Annotated in this window: 13 protein-coding genes; 9 read left to right on the top strand and 4 right to left on the bottom strand. The window is 43.0% G+C overall.

Annotated features, from left to right (window positions below):
* Positions 1-72: 72 nt before the first annotated feature.
* From AC58UU_RS18275 to AC58UU_RS18260, 4 genes are all read left to right on the top strand, one after another.
* Entirely contained in the window at positions 73-6,660 is a 6,588-nt protein-coding gene (locus AC58UU_RS18275; protein ID WP_497318005.1) for a glycoside hydrolase family 66 protein, read from the top strand.
* 154 nt (positions 6,661-6,814) lie between these two features.
* Positions 6,815-7,882 (top strand): Gfo/Idh/MocA family protein, encoded by a 1,068-nt coding sequence (locus tag AC58UU_RS18270; RefSeq protein WP_497318003.1) that lies wholly within the window; start codon positions 6,815-6,817, stop codon positions 7,880-7,882.
* 437 nt (positions 7,883-8,319) lie between these two features.
* The gene (locus AC58UU_RS18265) at positions 8,320-8,901 is read left to right on the top strand and encodes a class I SAM-dependent methyltransferase (RefSeq protein ID WP_497318001.1); all 582 of its coding nucleotides are present in this window, start codon (positions 8,320-8,322) and stop codon (positions 8,899-8,901) included.
* A 1-nt stretch (position 8,902) separates the two neighbouring features.
* Positions 8,903-9,115, top strand: a complete 213-nt coding sequence (locus AC58UU_RS18260) for a hypothetical protein (protein WP_497317999.1) — start codon at positions 8,903-8,905, stop codon at positions 9,113-9,115.
* Positions 9,116-9,244: 129 nt separating this feature from the next.
* On the opposite strand, the gene AC58UU_RS18255 is transcribed toward AC58UU_RS18260, so the two are convergent.
* From AC58UU_RS18255 to AC58UU_RS18245, 3 genes are read right to left on the bottom strand one after another with little or no spacing between them, the layout of a single operon-like run.
* Positions 9,245-10,357: a HAMP domain-containing sensor histidine kinase gene (locus AC58UU_RS18255; RefSeq protein WP_497317997.1), complete on the bottom strand. Its 1,113-nt coding sequence runs from the start codon at positions 10,355-10,357 to the stop codon at positions 9,245-9,247.
* A complete protein-coding gene (locus tag AC58UU_RS18250) occupies positions 10,347-11,036 on the bottom strand; it encodes a response regulator transcription factor (protein ID WP_497318300.1) in 690 nt (229 codons plus the stop codon). The genes AC58UU_RS18255 and AC58UU_RS18250 overlap by 11 nt, the downstream gene beginning before the upstream one ends.
* A gap of 2 nt (positions 11,037-11,038) precedes the next feature.
* Complete coding sequence (locus AC58UU_RS18245; RefSeq protein WP_497317995.1) at positions 11,039-11,659, bottom strand: DedA family protein; 621 nt, start codon at positions 11,657-11,659, stop codon at positions 11,039-11,041.
* Positions 11,660-11,780: 121 nt separating this feature from the next.
* On the opposite strand from AC58UU_RS18245, the gene AC58UU_RS18240 reads away from it, so the two are divergent.
* Positions 11,781-12,368, top strand: a complete 588-nt coding sequence (locus AC58UU_RS18240) for a sigma-70 family RNA polymerase sigma factor (protein WP_497317993.1) — start codon at positions 11,781-11,783, stop codon at positions 12,366-12,368.
* A 615-nt stretch (positions 12,369-12,983) separates the two neighbouring features.
* Here AC58UU_RS18240 and AC58UU_RS18235 read toward each other — a convergent pair.
* Positions 12,984-13,967, bottom strand: a complete 984-nt coding sequence (locus AC58UU_RS18235) for a LacI family DNA-binding transcriptional regulator (RefSeq protein ID WP_497317991.1) — start codon at positions 13,965-13,967, stop codon at positions 12,984-12,986.
* A 233-nt stretch (positions 13,968-14,200) separates the two neighbouring features.
* Between AC58UU_RS18235 and AC58UU_RS18230 the strand changes: the two genes are divergently transcribed.
* From AC58UU_RS18230 to AC58UU_RS18215, 4 genes are all read left to right on the top strand, one after another.
* Positions 14,201-15,844: an inositol monophosphatase family protein gene (locus tag AC58UU_RS18230; RefSeq protein WP_497317989.1), complete on the top strand. Its 1,644-nt coding sequence runs from the start codon at positions 14,201-14,203 to the stop codon at positions 15,842-15,844.
* Between the two features lie 55 nt (positions 15,845-15,899).
* Positions 15,900-16,787 carry a carbohydrate ABC transporter permease gene (locus tag AC58UU_RS18225; protein ID WP_497317987.1) on the top strand — a complete coding sequence of 296 codons (888 nt, stop codon included), beginning with the start codon at positions 15,900-15,902 and terminating at the stop codon, positions 16,785-16,787.
* Positions 16,784-17,605 (top strand): carbohydrate ABC transporter permease, encoded by an 822-nt coding sequence (locus AC58UU_RS18220; protein WP_497317985.1) that lies wholly within the window; start codon positions 16,784-16,786, stop codon positions 17,603-17,605. The genes AC58UU_RS18225 and AC58UU_RS18220 overlap by 4 nt, the downstream gene beginning before the upstream one ends.
* A 63-nt stretch (positions 17,606-17,668) precedes the next feature.
* Positions 17,669-19,051 carry an ABC transporter substrate-binding protein gene (locus AC58UU_RS18215; protein ID WP_497317984.1) on the top strand — a complete coding sequence of 461 codons (1,383 nt, stop codon included), beginning with the start codon at positions 17,669-17,671 and terminating at the stop codon, positions 19,049-19,051.
* Positions 19,052-19,170 lie beyond the last annotated feature (119 nt).

Genomic DNA, 19,170 nt, shown 5'->3' with positions numbered 1-19,170 from the left:
TACCCTTATCCATTCATACCTTCCATGCATTCTTCCTACAAAATGAAGATACAACGAAAGGATGATACAAATATGGCAATAAGAAGCAAGTGGTTCAGGGGACTGATAGCAGGGTTTTTCATGCTGCAGACCGTTGCCTTCCAGGCCGGATCAGCGGTAGCGAGCAATGCACCACCACTTATTAAAATGGAAGCGGAATCAGGCCAGGCGGGCTGGGAGCCGGTTGTAGCCAAAACCGGCGGAGTTTCCGTAGAGTACGGCAGAACGGATGAACACGGGCATACCGGCCAGACGCTCATATTCAACGTAGATATGAAGAAAGAAGCATCCGAACTGGTATTCCATTACCGTACGGGCAACAACCCTGTCTTTGATGTGGTTGTCGATGACACCGTCATTGCCCATGAAGTGACATTCGGCCAAACCCAAGGTGGTTGGAGTGGCGGTATGGTTGAGAAGGCAATCAAAGCACCTACACTTATTTCCGCATCTACGCATAACGTTAAGCTTGTTATGGTTTCGGAAGGGCAATACGTGCATGTAGACAGCTTGGAAGTAGCAAGCCAGGAATATGAAGCCGAAGATGCAACGCTGGTTGCAGACACGCAAGGACGAGCTATCAAAACAACAATTGGTTATATTTATGAATTTAAAAAAGAAAGTGATTTTCTTACCTTCGATGTAAACGCTGCCAATTCGGGCCCTATGGATTTGGTGTGGAAATATAAGAACGACGGTTCGTCTCAAAGAGTGGCTAAACGGACGCTTTATGTGAATGATGTCAAGCAAGATAATGTTACCTTTCCATATACGGGCGATGTATGGGGCTCCCTTACAATCCCTCAGGTTCCCCTTCTAAAAGGCTCGAACCGAATAACAATCAAGCTTGAAAATCAGGATGACGATGGGGTGAAATTGGACTTTCTGAAGGTCGGAACGCTTAAATATCAAGCGGAGAAAGCCAATTTTGTCTCCCCTATGCATATTTACAAAAATTTGCTGCTCAATTTTGGTCATATCGGGGATGTTGTAAACTTTAATATTCAAATTCAGCAAGCTGGAGAAACTTCCCTTATCTTCACTTATGCCAATGCAGCTTCTGCTTCTACGAAGACCCTTTATTTAGATGGCAATCCCGTGATTGGCGGAGACGGGAAGCCGGTTAAGATTTGGTTCAACGGAACAGGAAGCCGGGATAAATTCAACGAAGATACGTATTATATCGTTCCTTACTTGGCAGCGGGTTTCCACACGGTAACTTTGAAGCATGATTCGGATGACAAAGGAACCATCGATCTTCGAAGATTGACGCTCGGATTTTTCAGCGAACCATCAATTCGTTTGATGGATGCCGGATTGGCTGCCATGGGCGCAACGCATATCGAACTGGGCACCTCCGAGATGCTTGAAGAGGGCCCGAATATGCTGGCGTCCGAGTATTACCCAAATCGCAGCAAGAAAATGAAGACTTCGCTTAAACAATCGATGAAGGATTATTATAAGTTCTTAACCGCTTACGAGAACGTATTATTCGACAGTAAAGAAGACCAGACTGTGAACGCCAGTGTTTACACGAAAGGCGGGGACTCTGTAGCGGTTAGCGAAGATGGCGCTCCTAACACGCTTTGGACGATTGCCCGCAAGAACACCGACAATATCAGCTTTGGCCGGTATGATATCCTTCATCTTATCAACTTGTTGAACAATGATGGCAACTGGAGAAATGCTGCCAATGCACCGGCTATTCAAAGCAATCTGAAAGTTACTTACCCGGTTGGAACGACAAAAGCTGCTGCTCCGAATCTGAAAGTATATGCAGCGTCTCCAGACCGTGACGGCTGTTTATTGAAAGAATTGTCGTTTGCATGGAATGATACGAATCTGGATATTTCTTTGCCTTCCTTACAGTATTGGGAACTGATTCTTATTGACCGTGATGGAACTGGTTTGGGTCAAGGCTCCGATACAAGCGGGTCGGCAACCACTCCGATTCAGAACATTACTGTGGGTAAAGCCCGGTATAACCCTTCCGAGGAGGCTGTTTTCCATGTTCAAGTGGATCAAAGCACCCCTTGGAGCGGTAATCTTCAGGTTGAGTTTTATCAATTGAATCGCTTGGTCGGTACCAAAACCGTAGCGGTGAGTCAAGGAGCAGCTTCTGTCGATGCAACTTGGACCCCGCCTACAGCTGATTTCCAAGGATACTTAGTTAAAGCTTATGTGGAAGGACAACCTGGCGCATACAAAACCGCTGCTTTGGACGTTTCCAGTGACTGGACGCATTTCCCGAGATACGGCTATGTTACAGAGTTCCCGCAGGAAACCGCCGAACAAAGTGATGCGAAGCTCAAACAATTGTCCACGGAGTATTACTTGAACGGTTATCAGTTTTATGACTGGATGTGGCGTCATGATGTTTCCGTCTATTCCAAAGTAGGGAGCGATGGCAAACCTTTAAAAGATGAGCAGGGCAATTTTATTACGGAGAATATCGAAGCAGATTCTTCTTATACCGACTTGCTAGGTCGTCATCTGTATCCAAAATCGATTATGCAGGAAGTGACAGCCGCCCAGAAATACGGTTCTGCGGCTATGGCTTATGAAATGAACTATGCTGCTCGTGAGAAATATGAGGATTTCGGCGTCAAGCGAGAATGGGGCTTATATAACAAAAATGCGACTTTCCCCAATCCTGATCTGGTTAAATACCAGAACGGCTTCTTCTTTGATTGGGTATCTCCGCCTACGGCCCTGTATCTGCAGGATCCAGGCAATACGGAATGGCAAGCGTATATTACCAAACAGTTCGATCGAGCGGTAAATGTATTTGGATTCGACGGCATTCACTTGGATCAGTGGGGAGCTTCGGATTCGGACTTCCTGTACAGTTATACAGGAAACCCGCGATATTATTCGTTAGATTACAATAAATTAATCAACTCGGTCAAAGATTCTCTGACAACCAATAATTCTGGAAAGAACTATGTTGCTTTCAACATGGTTGGGGGTAATGCCGGTTATTCAACTGTTCCAAGCTCGAATACCAAGACGGATTTCGATTACAGCGAGATTTGGCAGGATAAAGACCAGTACAAGGATTTGAAGCAGGTAATAGATGATACCCGGCAAAAGGACGGCTACAAAGCGATGGTCATCGCAGGGTATATGAATTATAAGCAAGCGGTGGGTGATCAGTACGAAGTTGCCGATGTGGTCGGAGTCCCGAAGACGACGCAATTCATCTCCCGAATTGACAAAGCTCCCGGTTGGGTTGGAGATTTCGGCAAGAAGGATGAAGACCAGATCATCTGGACCGTCAATGTACCTGAAACCGGCGACTATGATTTGGACATCAAGTACGGACATGGCAATGACGGAGGCAACCCGAACGGCAAGCTTAGCGTGAATGGAAATATAGTGGCTCCTTCCATTCCGTTCACTCAGAAAACGGGGTGGGGGAACCCTATAGCGGATGCCGTCGTACACACGACTCTTCAAGCAGGTACAAATACGGTGACGCTCCAGTTAAACACGAGTGATTTGTGGCTCAACGTTGACAGCCTAGATCTAAGCGGTACTGTAAAAGGGGCATCGGTTCAAAAAGTGTATGAGGCCGAATACGCCCAGCTCGTCAGTTGTCATATTGACAATATTGGTAATGTGTACAATTTCGAAACGGATGGTGATTTTATCGCGTTTGATGTCAATGTTCCTATGGCAGGATCCTATGACGTGGCTTTCAATTACGGGATCGAATCGTCTCCTGTACGGAGAGACATTATGGTAAACGACCAACCGGCTATTACAGACGTATCGTTCGCTTCTTCAGGCGGCTGGGATACGTACAAGGAGCAGAATGTATCATTGGCGCTTCATGAAGGCCGCAACACGATTACTTTGAAGACCCATACATCCGACAGCGGAATCAAGGTTGATCGATTGCGTATCGGCAGCGACCGTTATGAAGCGGAGATGGCAGAGATCGGCTGGAATCCGACGCAAGCGGCCCAAATTCAGGTTCATCCTGATGTCTCATCTGAAGTTTACGTCAACAATATCACTAATGCTCCGGATTACGTAGAGTTTAACGTGACGACAGTAACCGAGGGAACCTATCAGTTGGGCTTCAAATATGCTACTCAGAATAACGCTGCTGCTGTGATTTCTGTAAACGGCGTGGAGAAAGCAACGAACGTCGCTTTTAAATCGACAACTGGTTGGGGCGGAGACGGCAAATGGGGATTAAAAACCATCGACCTTCCACTTCAGGCAGGAATGAATAAAGTCAGACTTGCTCTGACATCTAACGGGCAATATGTAAATCTGGACAATGTGCTGGTACAACCGTCAATTGTAGCGGTGGATGATCCCCAACACGTGTCTGCAACCGGAGGAGTAGCTCTTAATAGCACGGGCATTGATGCAAAAACGGATAACTTTAATGGGGAAGCGACTAAATCCGTCACCTTTACATTGGATACGTCGGATGCAGGTCCATATACACTTGGATTCATGTATCGTTCAGGAAACAACAATACCGGCGTAATCACCGTGAATGGTTCCGACATTCCTATAACTTTGCCAAATAACGATTGGTACGGTAGCGACGGTAATTGGAACTACATGAATTTCCAAGCAGCTCTAAACAAAGGCCGCAATACCATTACTCTCATGCTGAATAACTCAAATAACTGGCTCAACCTGCACGCGCTTGTTCTGGAAACGGGCAAGATTGAGGCAGAGGGCACCGACACCACAGTAAACGGCATCACGAAAGGTACCTACTGGTTGGATGACTTTGGTAAATCCGGAGATAGCATTACTTTTGCCTATCATCGTACAGAAGCTGCAACAGTTCCTGTCGTTTTCACTTATAAGGCTGGAACCCAAGGGTCCTATCAGTTGGAAGTGAACGGCATAACAGTTCCGGTATCCTTCGCTGCAACCACTGATTGGCAGATTGTATCGGTAAACGTGACGCTGCAATTGGGCAGCAACACACTGAAGCTGGTGCCGGCATCCAATCAGCAAGCGTCGATTATGTTAGATAAATTGACGATAGGAACGACAGATCTACAAGCAGAAGCAGCTGTTCTTGCTGGAAGTGCCGCAGTTGAAACCGTAGCAGCTGGCAGAGGTTACATCTATGACTTTAAGCAACAGGGAGATTTCTTTACCCTGTCCACGGGTCCGGTTAGTTCCGATGGAAGCTACAACTTAACTTTTAAGTACAGAAATAAAGGTTCTGACACCAAGAGAAGCGTATACATCAACGGTCAAAAAGCAGGCGTCGTCACCTTAGCTGGTGGAACGACCGACTGGGCGGAAGCAGTTATTCCGGTATACGTGTCCTCAAAGTCAAGTAATAACGTCTTTAAGATCAAAATGGAGGAAGCGACCGAACAGACCGGAATTGACATTGATTCCTTGACGTTAGCTTATACGACTCAAGAACCGTCTCCGGACGTAATACCTTGGTTAGAACCGACGCCTTCAGTAACACCGACGCCAACACCTTCACCAGATCCGGTGACCGTACCGTCCGTAAATCCTCCTTCCACTCCGTCGGACACGGTCGTCGTAAATAATGAAGACCTGAAGAATGCAAAAGGCGGGAAGTTTGAAGTCGAGTTGAAAAATGCCGAGAAGAAGGCTCTTCTGCCAGTTCGTGCGGTGAAAGAATACATCACCGATATGCTGGTGCTGACGAAAGGTAAACAGAAGCTGACAATACCAAACAGCATCTTGAATGAAGCAGTTGCTCTTGCTTCCGGCATAAGTAATGCTCAAATTGCCGTGTCGATCAACGATTTGGACGCAGCTCCATTTATTCCAAGCCAGAATTCCAACACGAAGATCGTTGCTATGAGCAATATTCTTGAATTAAGCATCCAGGTAGTGAAAGACGATAAGGTACTGTTTACCGTATCGCAATTCCAAAACCCGGCTGAACTGAGCATTTCCTACGAAGGCTCTAATGCAAAAGAGAACCTTCTGGGAATCTACTACTTCAATGAAAACAAACAAGTTTGGGAGTATGTTGACGGCACAATCGACAAGGCGAACAATAAAGTAGTGGCGCAATTGAACCACTTCAGCAAGTACGCTCTTATCGAATATGTGAAATCCTTCCACGACGTTCCATCCGAACATTGGGCTTCGGAGGCTGTACAAACCTTGGCGGCTAAACAAATCGTCGATGGCAAAACGGATTCGACGTTCGATCCGGATGGACAAACAACCAGAGCGGAGTTTGCAGCATTGCTAGTCCGTGCCCTGGGACTGAAGGCAACAAAAGCAGCACCTTTCCAAGATGTACACCAATCGGCATGGTACGCTGACGTTGTGTCTGCTGCATTTGAAGCTGGCCTCATTACTGGGAAGAGCGATACCAACTTTGCTCCGCAAGACTTGATTACCCGTGAAGAAATGTCGGCCATGATCGTTCGGGGGATGGAGTACAAGAACGGGAAGGCTATCAGAGGCAGTACAGTGGAATTCGTGGACACCGACCAGATTTCTGATTGGGCTATGGGATATGTGAGCAAAGCGACTTCTGCTGGACTGATGCAGGGTCCGGGGGAAAAACGGTTTGATCCGTTACACCTAGCTAAACGTTCCGAAACCGCACAAGTGATTTTCAATCTATTCCAACAATGACAAAAGGGGAATGACTGCTGATGAGCCGCAAACGGCTCGCCTGCGGTCATTCCCTTTTTTAGAATTGAATATCATCTTTCGACTATAGCTAGGTCACAAAAACGGTGGGGAGATCTGTGCTATGGCTGTATACTAAGATCATTAACAAATGAATGTGAGGAGAGAAAGAATCATGAACACGTTTCGAATCGGTTTGATCGGCTTGGGTGGTATGGCCCAAGCGCATATTCGGGGGTTAACCGCTGAAGGCCGTTTTGAGTTTATTGCGGCTAGTGATGTGGAGGCAGAGGTGCTGACCAAAGTAGGGGATCAGCTCAATATCGCCGTTGAAAAGCGATATGCCGATTATATGCGTTTGATTGAAGATCCGGACGTCGATGCTGTTGTGGCCGTAACACCTAACCACGTCCATGCGGACATCGTCCGCGCGTGCCTGCAGGCGCGCAAGCCGTTCATGGCCGAGAAACCTTTTACACGTGTCTTCGAGGAGGCCGTGCCGCTGTTGAAGCTGTACGAGCAGCATCCGGTGCCGGCAATGATCGGCTTCAGCTACCGCTATACGCCCGCTTTCCGTTATGCACGGGAGCTCGCGCGCGAGGGGAAACTGGGTGCGATACGCAGCTTCTCGATCCAGTATTTGCAGGGCTGGGGTGCGGCACAGTACAACACCCCCTATGTATGGCGGTTTAATAAGGATATTACAGGAACAGGCACGCTGGGTGATCTTGGCTCCCATATGATCGATATGGCACGATTCCTCTTCGGGGAATTCCAAGAGCTGTCAGCGCAGTTGCACACGATCATACCCGAGCGTCTGGACCCCACGAGAGGGAAGATGGTTAAGATCGAAGTTGACGACTTCGCGAGCTTCCAAGCGAGGATGACAGGGGATGTCATGGGCGTCTTCCAGACAACACGTAATGCTATCGGATCGGGCAATCAGCACGAGGTGTCTATCTATGGAGACAACGGTACCGTTCACGCTTCAACACTTGAGCCGGATCAGCTCATTTGGATCCGTGCAGAAGAATCGGGCCAGCTCGCCAAGACGGTACTCGAAGCACCGAAGCGGTGTAGAGTTTCACAGTACGCAGATTTTCTAACGATGCTGGAAGGTTCCGTTCCGGAGGGATTTCCAGGCTTTATGGACGGCTACCGTAACCAAGAGGTGTTGGATGCAATCGTCAGTGCAAGTGAAAGGAAGATAACGGTTCATCTTTAAATTACTCTTATACAGACAACTGAAGTTAGAGTGGAACTCTCATTTTTTTGAACTTTTCATGTAATCGTTGTATTAGGGTGCCAGCATTGAGCGGTCGCTAATTGTACATTAACTATGCCGCAAGACCAAATATTTTATTGACCCATTGAACAGCAGAGAGGGCAGACGAATTATCAACAGCCTGCCCTAAACATCGATTTTGTTATTTTTTTTATATCTTGCTCAACAATGTTGTTTAGATACTTTGTCTGTCTAATCAAGGTTTCTTTTGGTTATGGCTTTTTCATTTATTCATTCTTGTATGGCTGATTGAATTCATGGGACGGAGCAAATTATGTTGGAAATGGATCTTTAGAATTAATTCATCATTACCCCTACTTTATCTTCAGATTTTTTAGATAGGATAAGAAGTGTGAAATAAAAGGGGGAATACATGGATGATGAATTTTAAAGTAAGGATGCAAGAAAAGCTTCTGTTTCTATATAAATTTCTACGTTCGCCCAGACAAATTGGAAGTGTAACACCAAGCTCAAAGTTTCTCGCCCAGAAAATGATGGAGCCTATCCCATGGAATAAGACAAAAAGCATTGCAGAGCTTGGCGCAGGTACAGGTGCTATAACCAAATATATTCAAGCAGCCAAAAGTAGAAGTACCAAGGTGTTTCTGTTTGAAAAAGATCCTTATATGCGAAAAGAATTAGAACAACAGTATCCCGAATTTTCCAACTATTCCGATTGCCACAACCTTCAGTTAACCGTTCGCCGCGAAGCCATTGAACAGTTGGATTGCATTATTAGCGGGCTTCCATTTTCCAATTTTCCTCAAACTATGCGAGATAAGCTTATGGAGCAAATCCTCATATCGCTTAAGGATGAGGGTCTGTTCATTGCTTTTCAATATTCTTTACAGATGAGAACGCAGCTGAGCCAACATTTTGAAATTGAAAAAATTACATTTGTTCCATTAAATGTACCTCCGGCTTTCGTATATGTCTGTCGCAAAAAGGAGGCGCAGTAACATGGAAGATGAGCATTTTCCAAGGTTGCAAAACAGCATGAAGACTAAGCTTAGAACTTTTGCACCGTTGTTATGGATATTATGCATTCCTGTATTGAATATCTTTTATGGTGTATTGAATCATGGAGGTGCTAACACCAGAAGCTTGATGACTGCTTTGGATGAACGAATCCCGCTCATTCCTTCATTCATTCTCCTTTATTTGATTTGGTAAAATATGGTGTAAATGGAGGAAGTATATATGAAAAGTAATTATTGGCAAAGGCTGCAGAGCCATGAAAAACGGATGTTTTTCTGGTGCAATCATGTGATAAGCCATACCTTGATTGGAACAGGAAGTGCATTATTCATCGTTATTTTGAGTAGTTAAGGCGAAGGTAGAGATGAGGGAAGGATGCAAGGGAAACTCTGTGCAGAATGCATAATGTCCTTGATGATGTTCGAGCCAAATCCGTCCGCCGTGCAGCTCAACAATATTTTTAGCAATAGAAAGACCTAGACCGAAGCCAGATGGCATATTTTTATCGTTCCGGGAGGGCTCCATTTTATAGAACCTTTCAAACAAGTGCTCCTCTTGCTCCCTGGTAATGGGTTTACCCATGTTCTCAACAGATAAGGTAATTCGGTCTTCCTTAACGAATAGCTGCACCATAATCTCTGAGGGTCTCACGGAAAATTTCAAGGCATTCATTAATAAGTTATCTATAGCTCTAACCATCTTCTCAATATCCATATAAACCATAACAGGTATAGAAGGTAAAGCCTTTATTATTGAGATTTCCTGCTCTTTGGCAACAGGCTCAAATTCATTGATCATTTGCTTCAATAAACTCTTGAAATCGACTTCTTGAAAAGATAACCGTACATTAGGGTCGCTAAGCCGTGTATATTCAAACAAATCGTCAATAAGTCTCTTAAGCTGCTGGGTTTTATTAAACGCATGATCGATAAACATTTCTTGCTCTTTTGCGTCATGAAAAGCATGGGTTTTCAATAAATCCAGATAGCCGATAATGCTGGTTAGCGGTGTTCTTAAATCATGCGAAACATAGGTGATTAGCTCCATTTTTGATTTTTCCAATTGTCGTTCTCGTTCCATTTGGATTTGCAATTGTTCTGCCATATCATTGATGTTTTGCGCTACAAGCCCCAACTCATCCTGTCTGGATAAGGGAAGCCGGTAACTCCAATTTCCATTGGACATCGATTTCAATCCATCCGTAATTGCCTTAAAGTAACGAACGATATGGCGAGTCAATAATACGAAGCTGAGGAAGAAGGAGAAGATAAAGGCGCCTAAGGGAAAAAACTTATAAATATATCCTGATTGCGGGCGGTAGATGGTTACGATTGTGCTCATGAAAGTGGCCAGTATCAGGCTGAAAACAAAAGCCCACAACATTTGGCCACGAATACTTTTTTTGCCGTTCAAGTAGGTCCAGAGTTTATTTCTCAATCTTGTATCCCACTCCCCAGACCGTTTTAATATATTGCGGTTCTCTTGGATTGATCTCAAGCTTCTCACGGATATTGCGAATATGAACCATAACCGTATTATCGGAATAAAAGGCGGTTGGTTCCTTCCATACACTTTGATATATTTTATCAACATTAAACACTAGCCCACGATGAGTGGCTAACAATTCCAGTATGGCAAATTCAATGGGAGTTAATGATTTTTCATGGCCACGTACGATGACGCTATGCTGGCCTTTTTTAATTACCAAATCATCTAGACATATTTCGGAGTCATCCACATCGGGATTGCTAGCCGTGAAATTTTGCCTTCTGAACTGGGCTTTTACTCGCGCGATTAACTCCAAAGGGTTAAACGGTTTCGTCATATAATCATCTGCCCCCGTTGAAAGACCCATGATTTTATCCAGATCTTCTCCTTTTGCCGAGAGCATAATAATAGGGATATTGGATTCCTCACGGATTTTTAGACAGGCGCGAATGCCATCCAAATTAGGCATCATGATATCCAGAATGATCAAATGAATGTTCTCCTGTTGAAGAATTTCTAAAGCCTGAACCCCGTCTTCCGCTTCGATAACATGATATCCTTCATTCCGAAGATAAATCTGAATGACGTTGCGAATTTCCCGGTCATCATCAGCAACTAATATCGTCATGTTCAATCTTCCATCCCCCCTCTAATAACTTTTTTATGTCGAAAAAACAATCGAATAAGCATAGCGACTAGAGCTATTGCGAAAGGAATCCACAACAATCGTATTCCGTAAGTATAGATTATATTTCCTATTTCTTGTACATGATCCCCCACAAAACGTCCCGCCGTAAAAAAGAATAGCGTCCAAACAAAGCCTGTCGTAAAAGAGAAAAGAGCATAACGCCTAAAGCTCATTTTATTCATCCCAACCAGATAAGGCATGACGTGTCTGACAACTGGGAAAAAGTAACTGATGCAAAGTGCAAAGCTGCCATACTTTCGTATCAAATTTTCTGAAAAGGTGAAGTATTTCTCGAATTTTTTCTTTCGACGCAGCTTATCTAAAATAGGTAAACCGACAAATCGACCCAGCACATAACCTAAAGATAATCCGGATATTACTCCAAAGTACGTCAGCAGAAACGCAGGAAAGATCTGCAAGGTGCCGTTAGCCGTTACAGCGCCACCCGTCATAACTACGACCTCGTCGGGTATCGGCATACCCGCTATGCCTAGCCATAGAGCAAAAAATAAAGCCGCGTAGCCAAAATGTTGAATCATGTATAGCAGCGTATCGAAGCTCATAATCATTCACTCCTTCTTTGTTTAATATCTTCAATGATACTTATAAAATCTTAGGAAAAAATAAAGCTTATCTGAATTTTTTATAAGGATAAATTAAGAATAAGCCCTACTATTTCCGAGTATGGAGTTCTTCTGTAATTTGTTACCCGAAATTACGTTGCTTCAAGTACACAACCTCAAAAAATTCGACAACACAGGAGAAGATTTGGAAGATTTGATCTCGATCGGGACGATTGGATTGATCAAAGTTATCGAATCCTTTTCCCCAAACAAAGGGACAAAGCTGGCGACTTTTGCAGCACGTTGTATCGAGAATGAGATCTTGATGCATCTGCGCTCTTTGAAGAAAACACGCAAAGATGTGTCCTTGCATGATTCCGTCGGAACGGACAAAGAGGGGAATGAAATAACGCTCATCGACATTCTCGGTACGGAAGCCGATGACGTGGTGGATAAGGTGCAGCTCAAAATAGAGAAGAGCAAAATCTATCGGAATTTAGAGATATTGGACGAACGTGAGAAAGAAGTCGTAGTCGGGCGGTTTGGGCTAGAGCTCGGTAGGGAAGAGCGGACGCAGCGGGAAATTGCGAAGGAGCTAGATATCAGTCGCTCCTATGTACGTACGGTAATCTTGATTACGCATTATTGGCAGGTAGCGAAGAAGGCGAAGCGGTTTATGCGGTTTTGGGAAAGACAGATAGTCCATTAACTAGGAATTAATGAATACTAGATTTAGGGGTCATTGAGGTTGATTTACTAGACTAATCCGTCCAGGAATCTTAAGGTACTCTATAGTTACTCTTTTTCTAAATAAAGAATTTCATTTAAGTATGTGCATTCACCTCTTTGGCCTGAGGTCGAGATTTAAGGAAAATCCCAATGAAACTCATGATATATAGGACAGTTATATGTATATCTAAATAAAAAGAGTCTCTTCAAAATAGAGACTCGACTCAATAATCATCTCTCCATAACCAAAATTTATCACCTTGACATACAATGATCCGATCTAACCATGTTCGAAAATTAATAGCTAAATTCAACGAATTCTCAATCTTATTACCTGATTCAAACCAAAATAAGTAATCACTACGATTAGCTCTCATTCTATCGGAATCAATGAACAAAACATCGCCTAGGTATCTGCAAATAATATAATGAAAGCAATTTGGAATAGGATTAGTTTGCTGTATGTGTTTGTCCCACCATATGCGCGAGGTAAGATATGGTGGACTTCGTAGTATATATCGAGGTTCCATTAGAGTGAGTAGATTATTCATAATAAAATAGGGACACAGTCCACTTTAAAAAGTTTAGTAAGAAATTATTTAGAGCTTTCGCGAATTTTCAACTCTGTCGGAACTAAAACTTTTTTGGTTAAACTGCGAACTTCCTCAATTTTTTCAATTAGCGTCTGTACAGCGACCCTACCCATATATTCCGTGGGGATTTGTACGGTAGTCAACGCAGGGGTAGTATATCGCGTCATTTGGTGGCCATCAAAACTTACAATGCTGAACGTCTCGGGAATCGGGATGTTCTTCTCCTTCAGGAAGTCTAGCGCCCCAATCGCAAGTGGATCGTTAGCTATAAAAAAGGCTGAAGGCAGCGGACCATCATTCATCGCTCGTTCCATTAATTTGTATCCGTTCTTAAGACTGTTCTCGTCAATGTACATCCTCGTACTATTAAATTCAGGGAATTTCGACATATATCGTAGAAAGATTTGATCTCTTCGCTCTTCCATATCGATATCCACGCTTTCATAACTTCCAATGTAACCAATGTCATGATGCCCAAGCTCCGTGAGATAATTTAGCGCTGAATGGATGGCTCGCTTCGTATCGAACCAAACGGAGTCATATTTGTTATCGTCAGGACATCTGCCGATGATCAGAATATGATCCGTGTGGAGCGAAGCTACCATATCCTTAATCTCTTCATTCGTATAGTTTCCCTGTATGATAGCCCCGTGTAAATTTTCGAAGGCGACGTTTGAAGCATTAAATACGTTGACGATATCGATTTCGTACTGTGAACAAATTTTATCGATGCCACTGCGGATAGAGAAATGAAAATCATTTTCCAAATGGTTGTAAAATATGGCGGGTTTGTATACCAGGGCCAGCCGATAATATTTCTTATTGTACCGTTCCACAACCGTCTTGTATCCCATTTGCTTGGCAACTTCCATCACTTTGTTTCTGGTCTTGTCAGAGACGTTAAAGGATTGATCGTTGTTCAGCACCCGTGAAACGGTAGTAGTCGAAACATTAGCTTGCTGGGCAATATCTTTAATGGTAACCAAAAGGGTTAACCTCCTAAAATAATTAGTAATAGTTTTAGTTATATTATAACTAATTATACGCCAAAAACTATAATTTGGAAGTGGGAATACCTAGATTTACTTAATATTAATATAATAAATGATTTAAATTTACACTTATATAGTAAATTATACACTATAAATAAGATTATTTATTTACCAAATATGTATCGGTGAACAAATGATTAAATGATCGATCAAGGAGCTGGCAAATCATGCAAGTGGAAAACGAAACTTATCAGATGGCAATCGATTGGGTAGTGGAAGCAGGCGAAATGATTAAGAAACGAATGAAGGAAAGTATTGATGTTAAGCATAAAACGAACCATTCCGATCTCGTGACAGCGGTAGATCGTGAGATAGAAACGTACTTTGTGAACAAAATTATGGAGAATTATCCGCTTCACAATATTTTGGGCGAGGAAAACGTCGGAAATCAGGTTTCAGACAGTACTTATTTATGGATCATTGATTCTATTGATGGGACGAGTAATTTTATTAATCGCAAAAAAGATTTCGCCATTTCGGTAGCCTTCTGTAACAACAATCAGGGAGTATTCGGTATTGTTTACGATGTGATGGCAGGGAAGTTATACCGTGCTCAAAAAGGCAGCGGAGCTTTCTTGAATGATACAAAGCTTGATTCTATTAATAAAAGCAGCTTACTCGAAGATGAGCTGGTTGCTATTAATACACCATGGAAAGACATGGAGGAAATGAAACAATGGCAACAATTGTACAAGTTAGCTACCCAAGTTCGAGGCGTAAGGGTTTACGGAGCAACAACGATAGAGTTGTGTGAAATGGCCACGGGTACCTTAGGCGGTTTTGCCCAATATTTTGTGAATGCGTGGGATTATGCTGCAAGCCGAATTATTTTGGAGGAAATTGGCGGTAAGTTTTCAGATTTGGATGGAAATGACATTGACATGGTATACAAAGGTGGAGTTGCTGCAGCAAGCATTTGCATTCATGAACAAATAATCCAGTCACTAAGAGGTACGAACTTGGAAAATAGTACCCAATCGTCCTTCGAACAAATTTACTCTGATTATCTAGATCCTAATGGCAGGGTATTAACAGTTGCTCATCGAGGAAACTGGAAGCAGGCTCCAGAAAATTCTCTTAAAGCCATTCAATTTTCAATGAATTCAGGTATAGATATGATTGAAATCGATGTTCAAATGACGAAAGATGGCAAATTAGTTCTAATACACGATGATACGGTCGATCGTATGACGAATGGCTCCGGTAAGATTACGGATCTCACATTTGAAGAAGTTCGCGCGCTTCGTCTCAAACAAGGTGAAGGCGGAGAGAATTCTCACCTCACAAGCGAAGTAATTCCTACACTCGAAGAAGTATTGTTATTGATAAAACATAAAGTCATGGTGAATTTAGATAAATGTTGGCACATACGCGAAGAAGTTTACCAGATCCTTGTTAATACGGGAACAGTGAGACAAGCATTATTCAAGAGTTCAGCAGAAATTGATGAAGTTGAGGAATTCTTAACGAACAAAACCGAGTGCCCGGAATATATGCAGATTATTGATGAGTCAAATCAACATTTATTGGGTCAATTGGATCAGATTCTTACGAGGATAAAACCTAAAGCGTTTGAGTTATCATTCCTTCAAGATGATAGCAGCATCATTTCTACAGAAACACTTCAGCATTTAAAGGGAAAGTGCAGAATTTGGACCAATACGATGTGGGACTCTTTATGCGGAGGGCATTCGGATGAAGTATCGTTCGTAAATCCGCCAATGGGATGGGGCTGGCATATCAGTCGCGGGGTCAATATGATTCAAACGGATTATCCGCAAGAGTTATGCGATTATTTCAATAAACAGTGAGGAAAAGATGCGCAATATAGTCAGTTACTCGATTTAATAGGGAGGCTTCAAAGTTTTGATCAAGCGATTAAAAGCATTTAAAGAAGCAGCGGTCGGATATGGATTTTTACTGCCATCATTATTAGGCTTTAGCATCTTTTTATTTTATCCGTTGTTCATGTCGATCTATTTAAGCTTGCATAGCACGAATGCACGTGGGAAGATCACCGAGTTTGTTGGACTCTCGAATTTTATTGAATTACTCAGTTCCGAGCATTTTTATCAGAGTTTAAAAATCTCGTTGATGTTTGCTCTGTTGACAATACCAACAACGATAATCATTTCTTTACTGCTTGCCGTCTTGACTCAAAAAAAGAATGTGTACAATTTGTTTTTTCAATTCATATTTTCGATTTCGATTGCGATGCCGGTTGGTATAGCATCTGTCATTTGGAAAATTTTATTCCATCCTTCCGCTGGTATGTTGAACTATTTCGTAGGTTTAGTTGGTATACCCCCAGTCGGATGGTTAACAGATCCTGCTTACGCGCTGATATCTATTTCAATTATGACGGTTTGGTTAAATATTGGTTTTGTATACCTTGTCATCCTGAGCGGGGTCAAAGGTATTCAAGAAGATATGTACGAAAGCGCCAAAATAGATGGGGCAGGATCGCTCTCCATGTTTTTCAAAATTACCTTGCCATTATTATCGCCCACCTTGTTCTTTATAAGCATTATATCCGTGATAAACGCACTTCAGAGTTTTGCTCAAATCAAGATTTTAACCGAAGGCGGTCCTTTGGGTTCAACGAATGTAGTTGTCTATGATTTGTATCAGGAAGCCTTTATCAATTATCGATTCGGCACCGGAAGTGCTCAAGCGATTGTGCTATTCCTGATTCTTCTTGTATTTACGCTAGTACAGTTCCGACTAGGGGAAAGGAAAGTGCATTATACATGAATATGAAAATGAAGGATGCAGCCATATTTATTGTACTTACCCTATTGTCTTTGGTCATGATTTATCCTGTGTTCTATTCCTTCTCAGCCTCTTTGATGACAGCGAAGGAGATTGATTCCTTTCCTCCGGCTCAGCTGCCGTCAAGCTTTTACCTGGAAAACTTCAAATCTGTGTTTGCTTTTGTGACTGTCGCCCAATTCATGCTTAACAGCTCCATCGTCTCTTTAGCGATTACAGGAGGGCATTTGCTTACTGCAAGTCTGGCGGCTTATGCCTTCGCTTTTGTCCGGTTTCCAGGCAAAAACGTTATTTTCTCATTGTTTTTGGCAACGATGATGATCCCGTGGGAAGTGACGATGATTCCTAACTTTCTGACGATGCGCAGTTGGGGATGGATTGATTCTTATTGGGGGCTGATCGTGCCGTTTATGGCAACCGGGTTTGGTACATTTTTATTGAGGCAGTTCTTCTTGCAACTGCCCCGGGAAATCTTTGAAGCGGCAAAAATGGACGGATATGGGCATTTTAGAATGTTTTTGAATATTGTGCTCCCACTATCCCGTTCCGCTATGGCGACATTGACGGTATACAGCTTTATTGGGGCGTGGAATAGTTATCTTTGGCCTTTATTAGTTACCAATGAACCGACCATGCGAACCGTGCAAATCGGAGTTACGATGTTGAAATCCGAAGAATTCAACTCATGGAATTTGATCTTGGCGGGTGTGTCACTGATGATGCTCCCTCCATTATTGATGCTGGTATTCGGATTAAAACAGCTCGTCGGCAATATTACACTAGGCGCACTCAAAGGCTAAAATACCCGAGATTCTCGGTTTCATATAAAAATCATCCAACCATTTAAGGGAGAGAATAATCCAATGAAACAATTAAAAGTGAAAGCCTCTTTATCCATTTCGCTTATACTTGCCATGCTGTTCGTTCAAGGCTGCGGAACGTCAACAAAGTCTCCAAATACTGCAGCAACTCAACCGACGAAAGAAACAGCCGCCATTCCTGCAAGCACCGCTCCAATCTCCATCACCTGGTGGCATGCGATGGGAGGAGATAACGGTAAGGCAATCGATCAAATAGTAAGTGATTATAATGCCTCACAATCAAAAATTATCGTAAAGGCATCGTTCCAAGGGAGCTACGACGAATTGCTGACTAAAATGAAGGCGTCCTTCGATTCGAAAAGCGGACCCTCCCTAGTTATGGTAAACGATGTAAATACCCGTTACATGATTGATTCCAAGGCTATTTCACCCGTGCAAACCTTTATCGAAAAAGACAAATTTGATATTTCCCAGTTCGAAGAACACATCTTGAATTATTACACAATCAATAACAAACTCAATTCGATGCCGTTTAACACCTCAAATCCTATTTTGTACTATAACAAGGATTTATTTAAAGCGGCAGGCCTAGACCCGGAAAAACCGCCGGCAACGTTTGAAGAAGTAACAAAAGCGGCCAAAACGCTCACCAAGAATGGAGTTGCCGGCTTCAGCTTTTATATTGAACCTTGGTTAATGGAACAGTCCTTTGCAAGACAAGGAGAAGAATATGTAAACAACAGCAATGGCCGTACGGCGCTCGCTACAGAATCCTACTTGAATAAAGAAGCAGGTGTTAAGACGCTGACATGGTGGAAGAGTATGGTTGATGATAAAAGTGCGCTGAATTTCGGCAGAACGGGCGATGATGCTAAAAAAGCCTTTTTAGCGGGACAAACTGCTATCTATATAACTTCGACTGGCGCTCTTCGTGGCGTTGTTGATTCGGCGAAAGGTAAATTTGAAGTAGGAACCGGCTTTTTGCCAAAACCCGAAAGTTCTTCAAAAGATGGAGGAGTGGCTATTGGCGGGGCAAGTAACTGGATCTTGAACAATAAATCTCAAGACGAGCAAAATGCGACTTGGGAGTTTATGAAATACTTGTCATCCACTAAAGTTCAGGCTTATTGGTCCGTTAGCTCCGGTTATTTCCCGATAACAAAGAAGGCATATGACGAGCAAATAGTTAAAGATAATATCGTAAAATATCCGCAATTTAAAACAGCAATTGATCAACTTCATCAAACAAAATCGACCTACAATTCCCAAGGTGCTGTAATCGGGGTGTTTCAAGAGCAGCGGGAGCTTGTTAAAACAGCTATAGAGGAAGCGTTAAACGGCAAGAAAACACCTCAGGATGCCTTAGATACTGCGGCGGAAAACGGCACGAAAGCGATTGTAAAATACAACCAAGCGAACAAATAGGATAGAATTTCACACGGAAAGCTGGAAGAGGAAGGTTCCTTCCAGCTTTTTGTCATCTATCACGCCTAGCCAAGCTTGGAGCAACTAAACGTGGTGCAAAACGATGATTTAATTTGATT

Source organism: Paenibacillus sp. JT22N1, assembly GCF_059692155.1.
Note: the sequence above shows the minus strand (reverse complement) of the source record. Positions and strands in the feature narration are given on the sequence as shown.

Excerpts from the sequence above, each read along its gene's own strand:
- AC58UU_RS18275 (WP_497318005.1), top strand. The coding sequence starts at position 73 with ATGGCAATAAGAAGCAAGTGGTTCAGGGGACTGATAGCAGGGTTTTTC.
- AC58UU_RS18265 (WP_497318001.1), top strand. The coding sequence starts at position 8,320 with ATGATGAATTTTAAAGTAAGGATGCAAGAAAAGCTTCTGTTTCTATAT.
- AC58UU_RS18260 (WP_497317999.1), top strand. The coding sequence starts at position 8,903 with ATGGAAGATGAGCATTTTCCAAGGTTGCAAAACAGCATGAAGACTAAG.
- AC58UU_RS18250 (WP_497318300.1), bottom strand. The coding sequence starts at position 11,036 with ATGACGATATTAGTTGCTGATGATGACCGGGAAATTCGCAACGTCATT.
- AC58UU_RS18245 (WP_497317995.1), bottom strand. The coding sequence starts at position 11,659 with ATGAGCTTCGATACGCTGCTATACATGATTCAACATTTTGGCTACGCG.
- AC58UU_RS18240 (WP_497317993.1), top strand. The coding sequence starts at position 11,781 with ATGGAGTTCTTCTGTAATTTGTTACCCGAAATTACGTTGCTTCAAGTA.
- AC58UU_RS18230 (WP_497317989.1), top strand. The coding sequence starts at position 14,201 with ATGCAAGTGGAAAACGAAACTTATCAGATGGCAATCGATTGGGTAGTG.
- AC58UU_RS18220 (WP_497317985.1), top strand. The coding sequence starts at position 16,784 with ATGAATATGAAAATGAAGGATGCAGCCATATTTATTGTACTTACCCTA.
- AC58UU_RS18215 (WP_497317984.1), top strand. The coding sequence starts at position 17,669 with ATGAAACAATTAAAAGTGAAAGCCTCTTTATCCATTTCGCTTATACTT.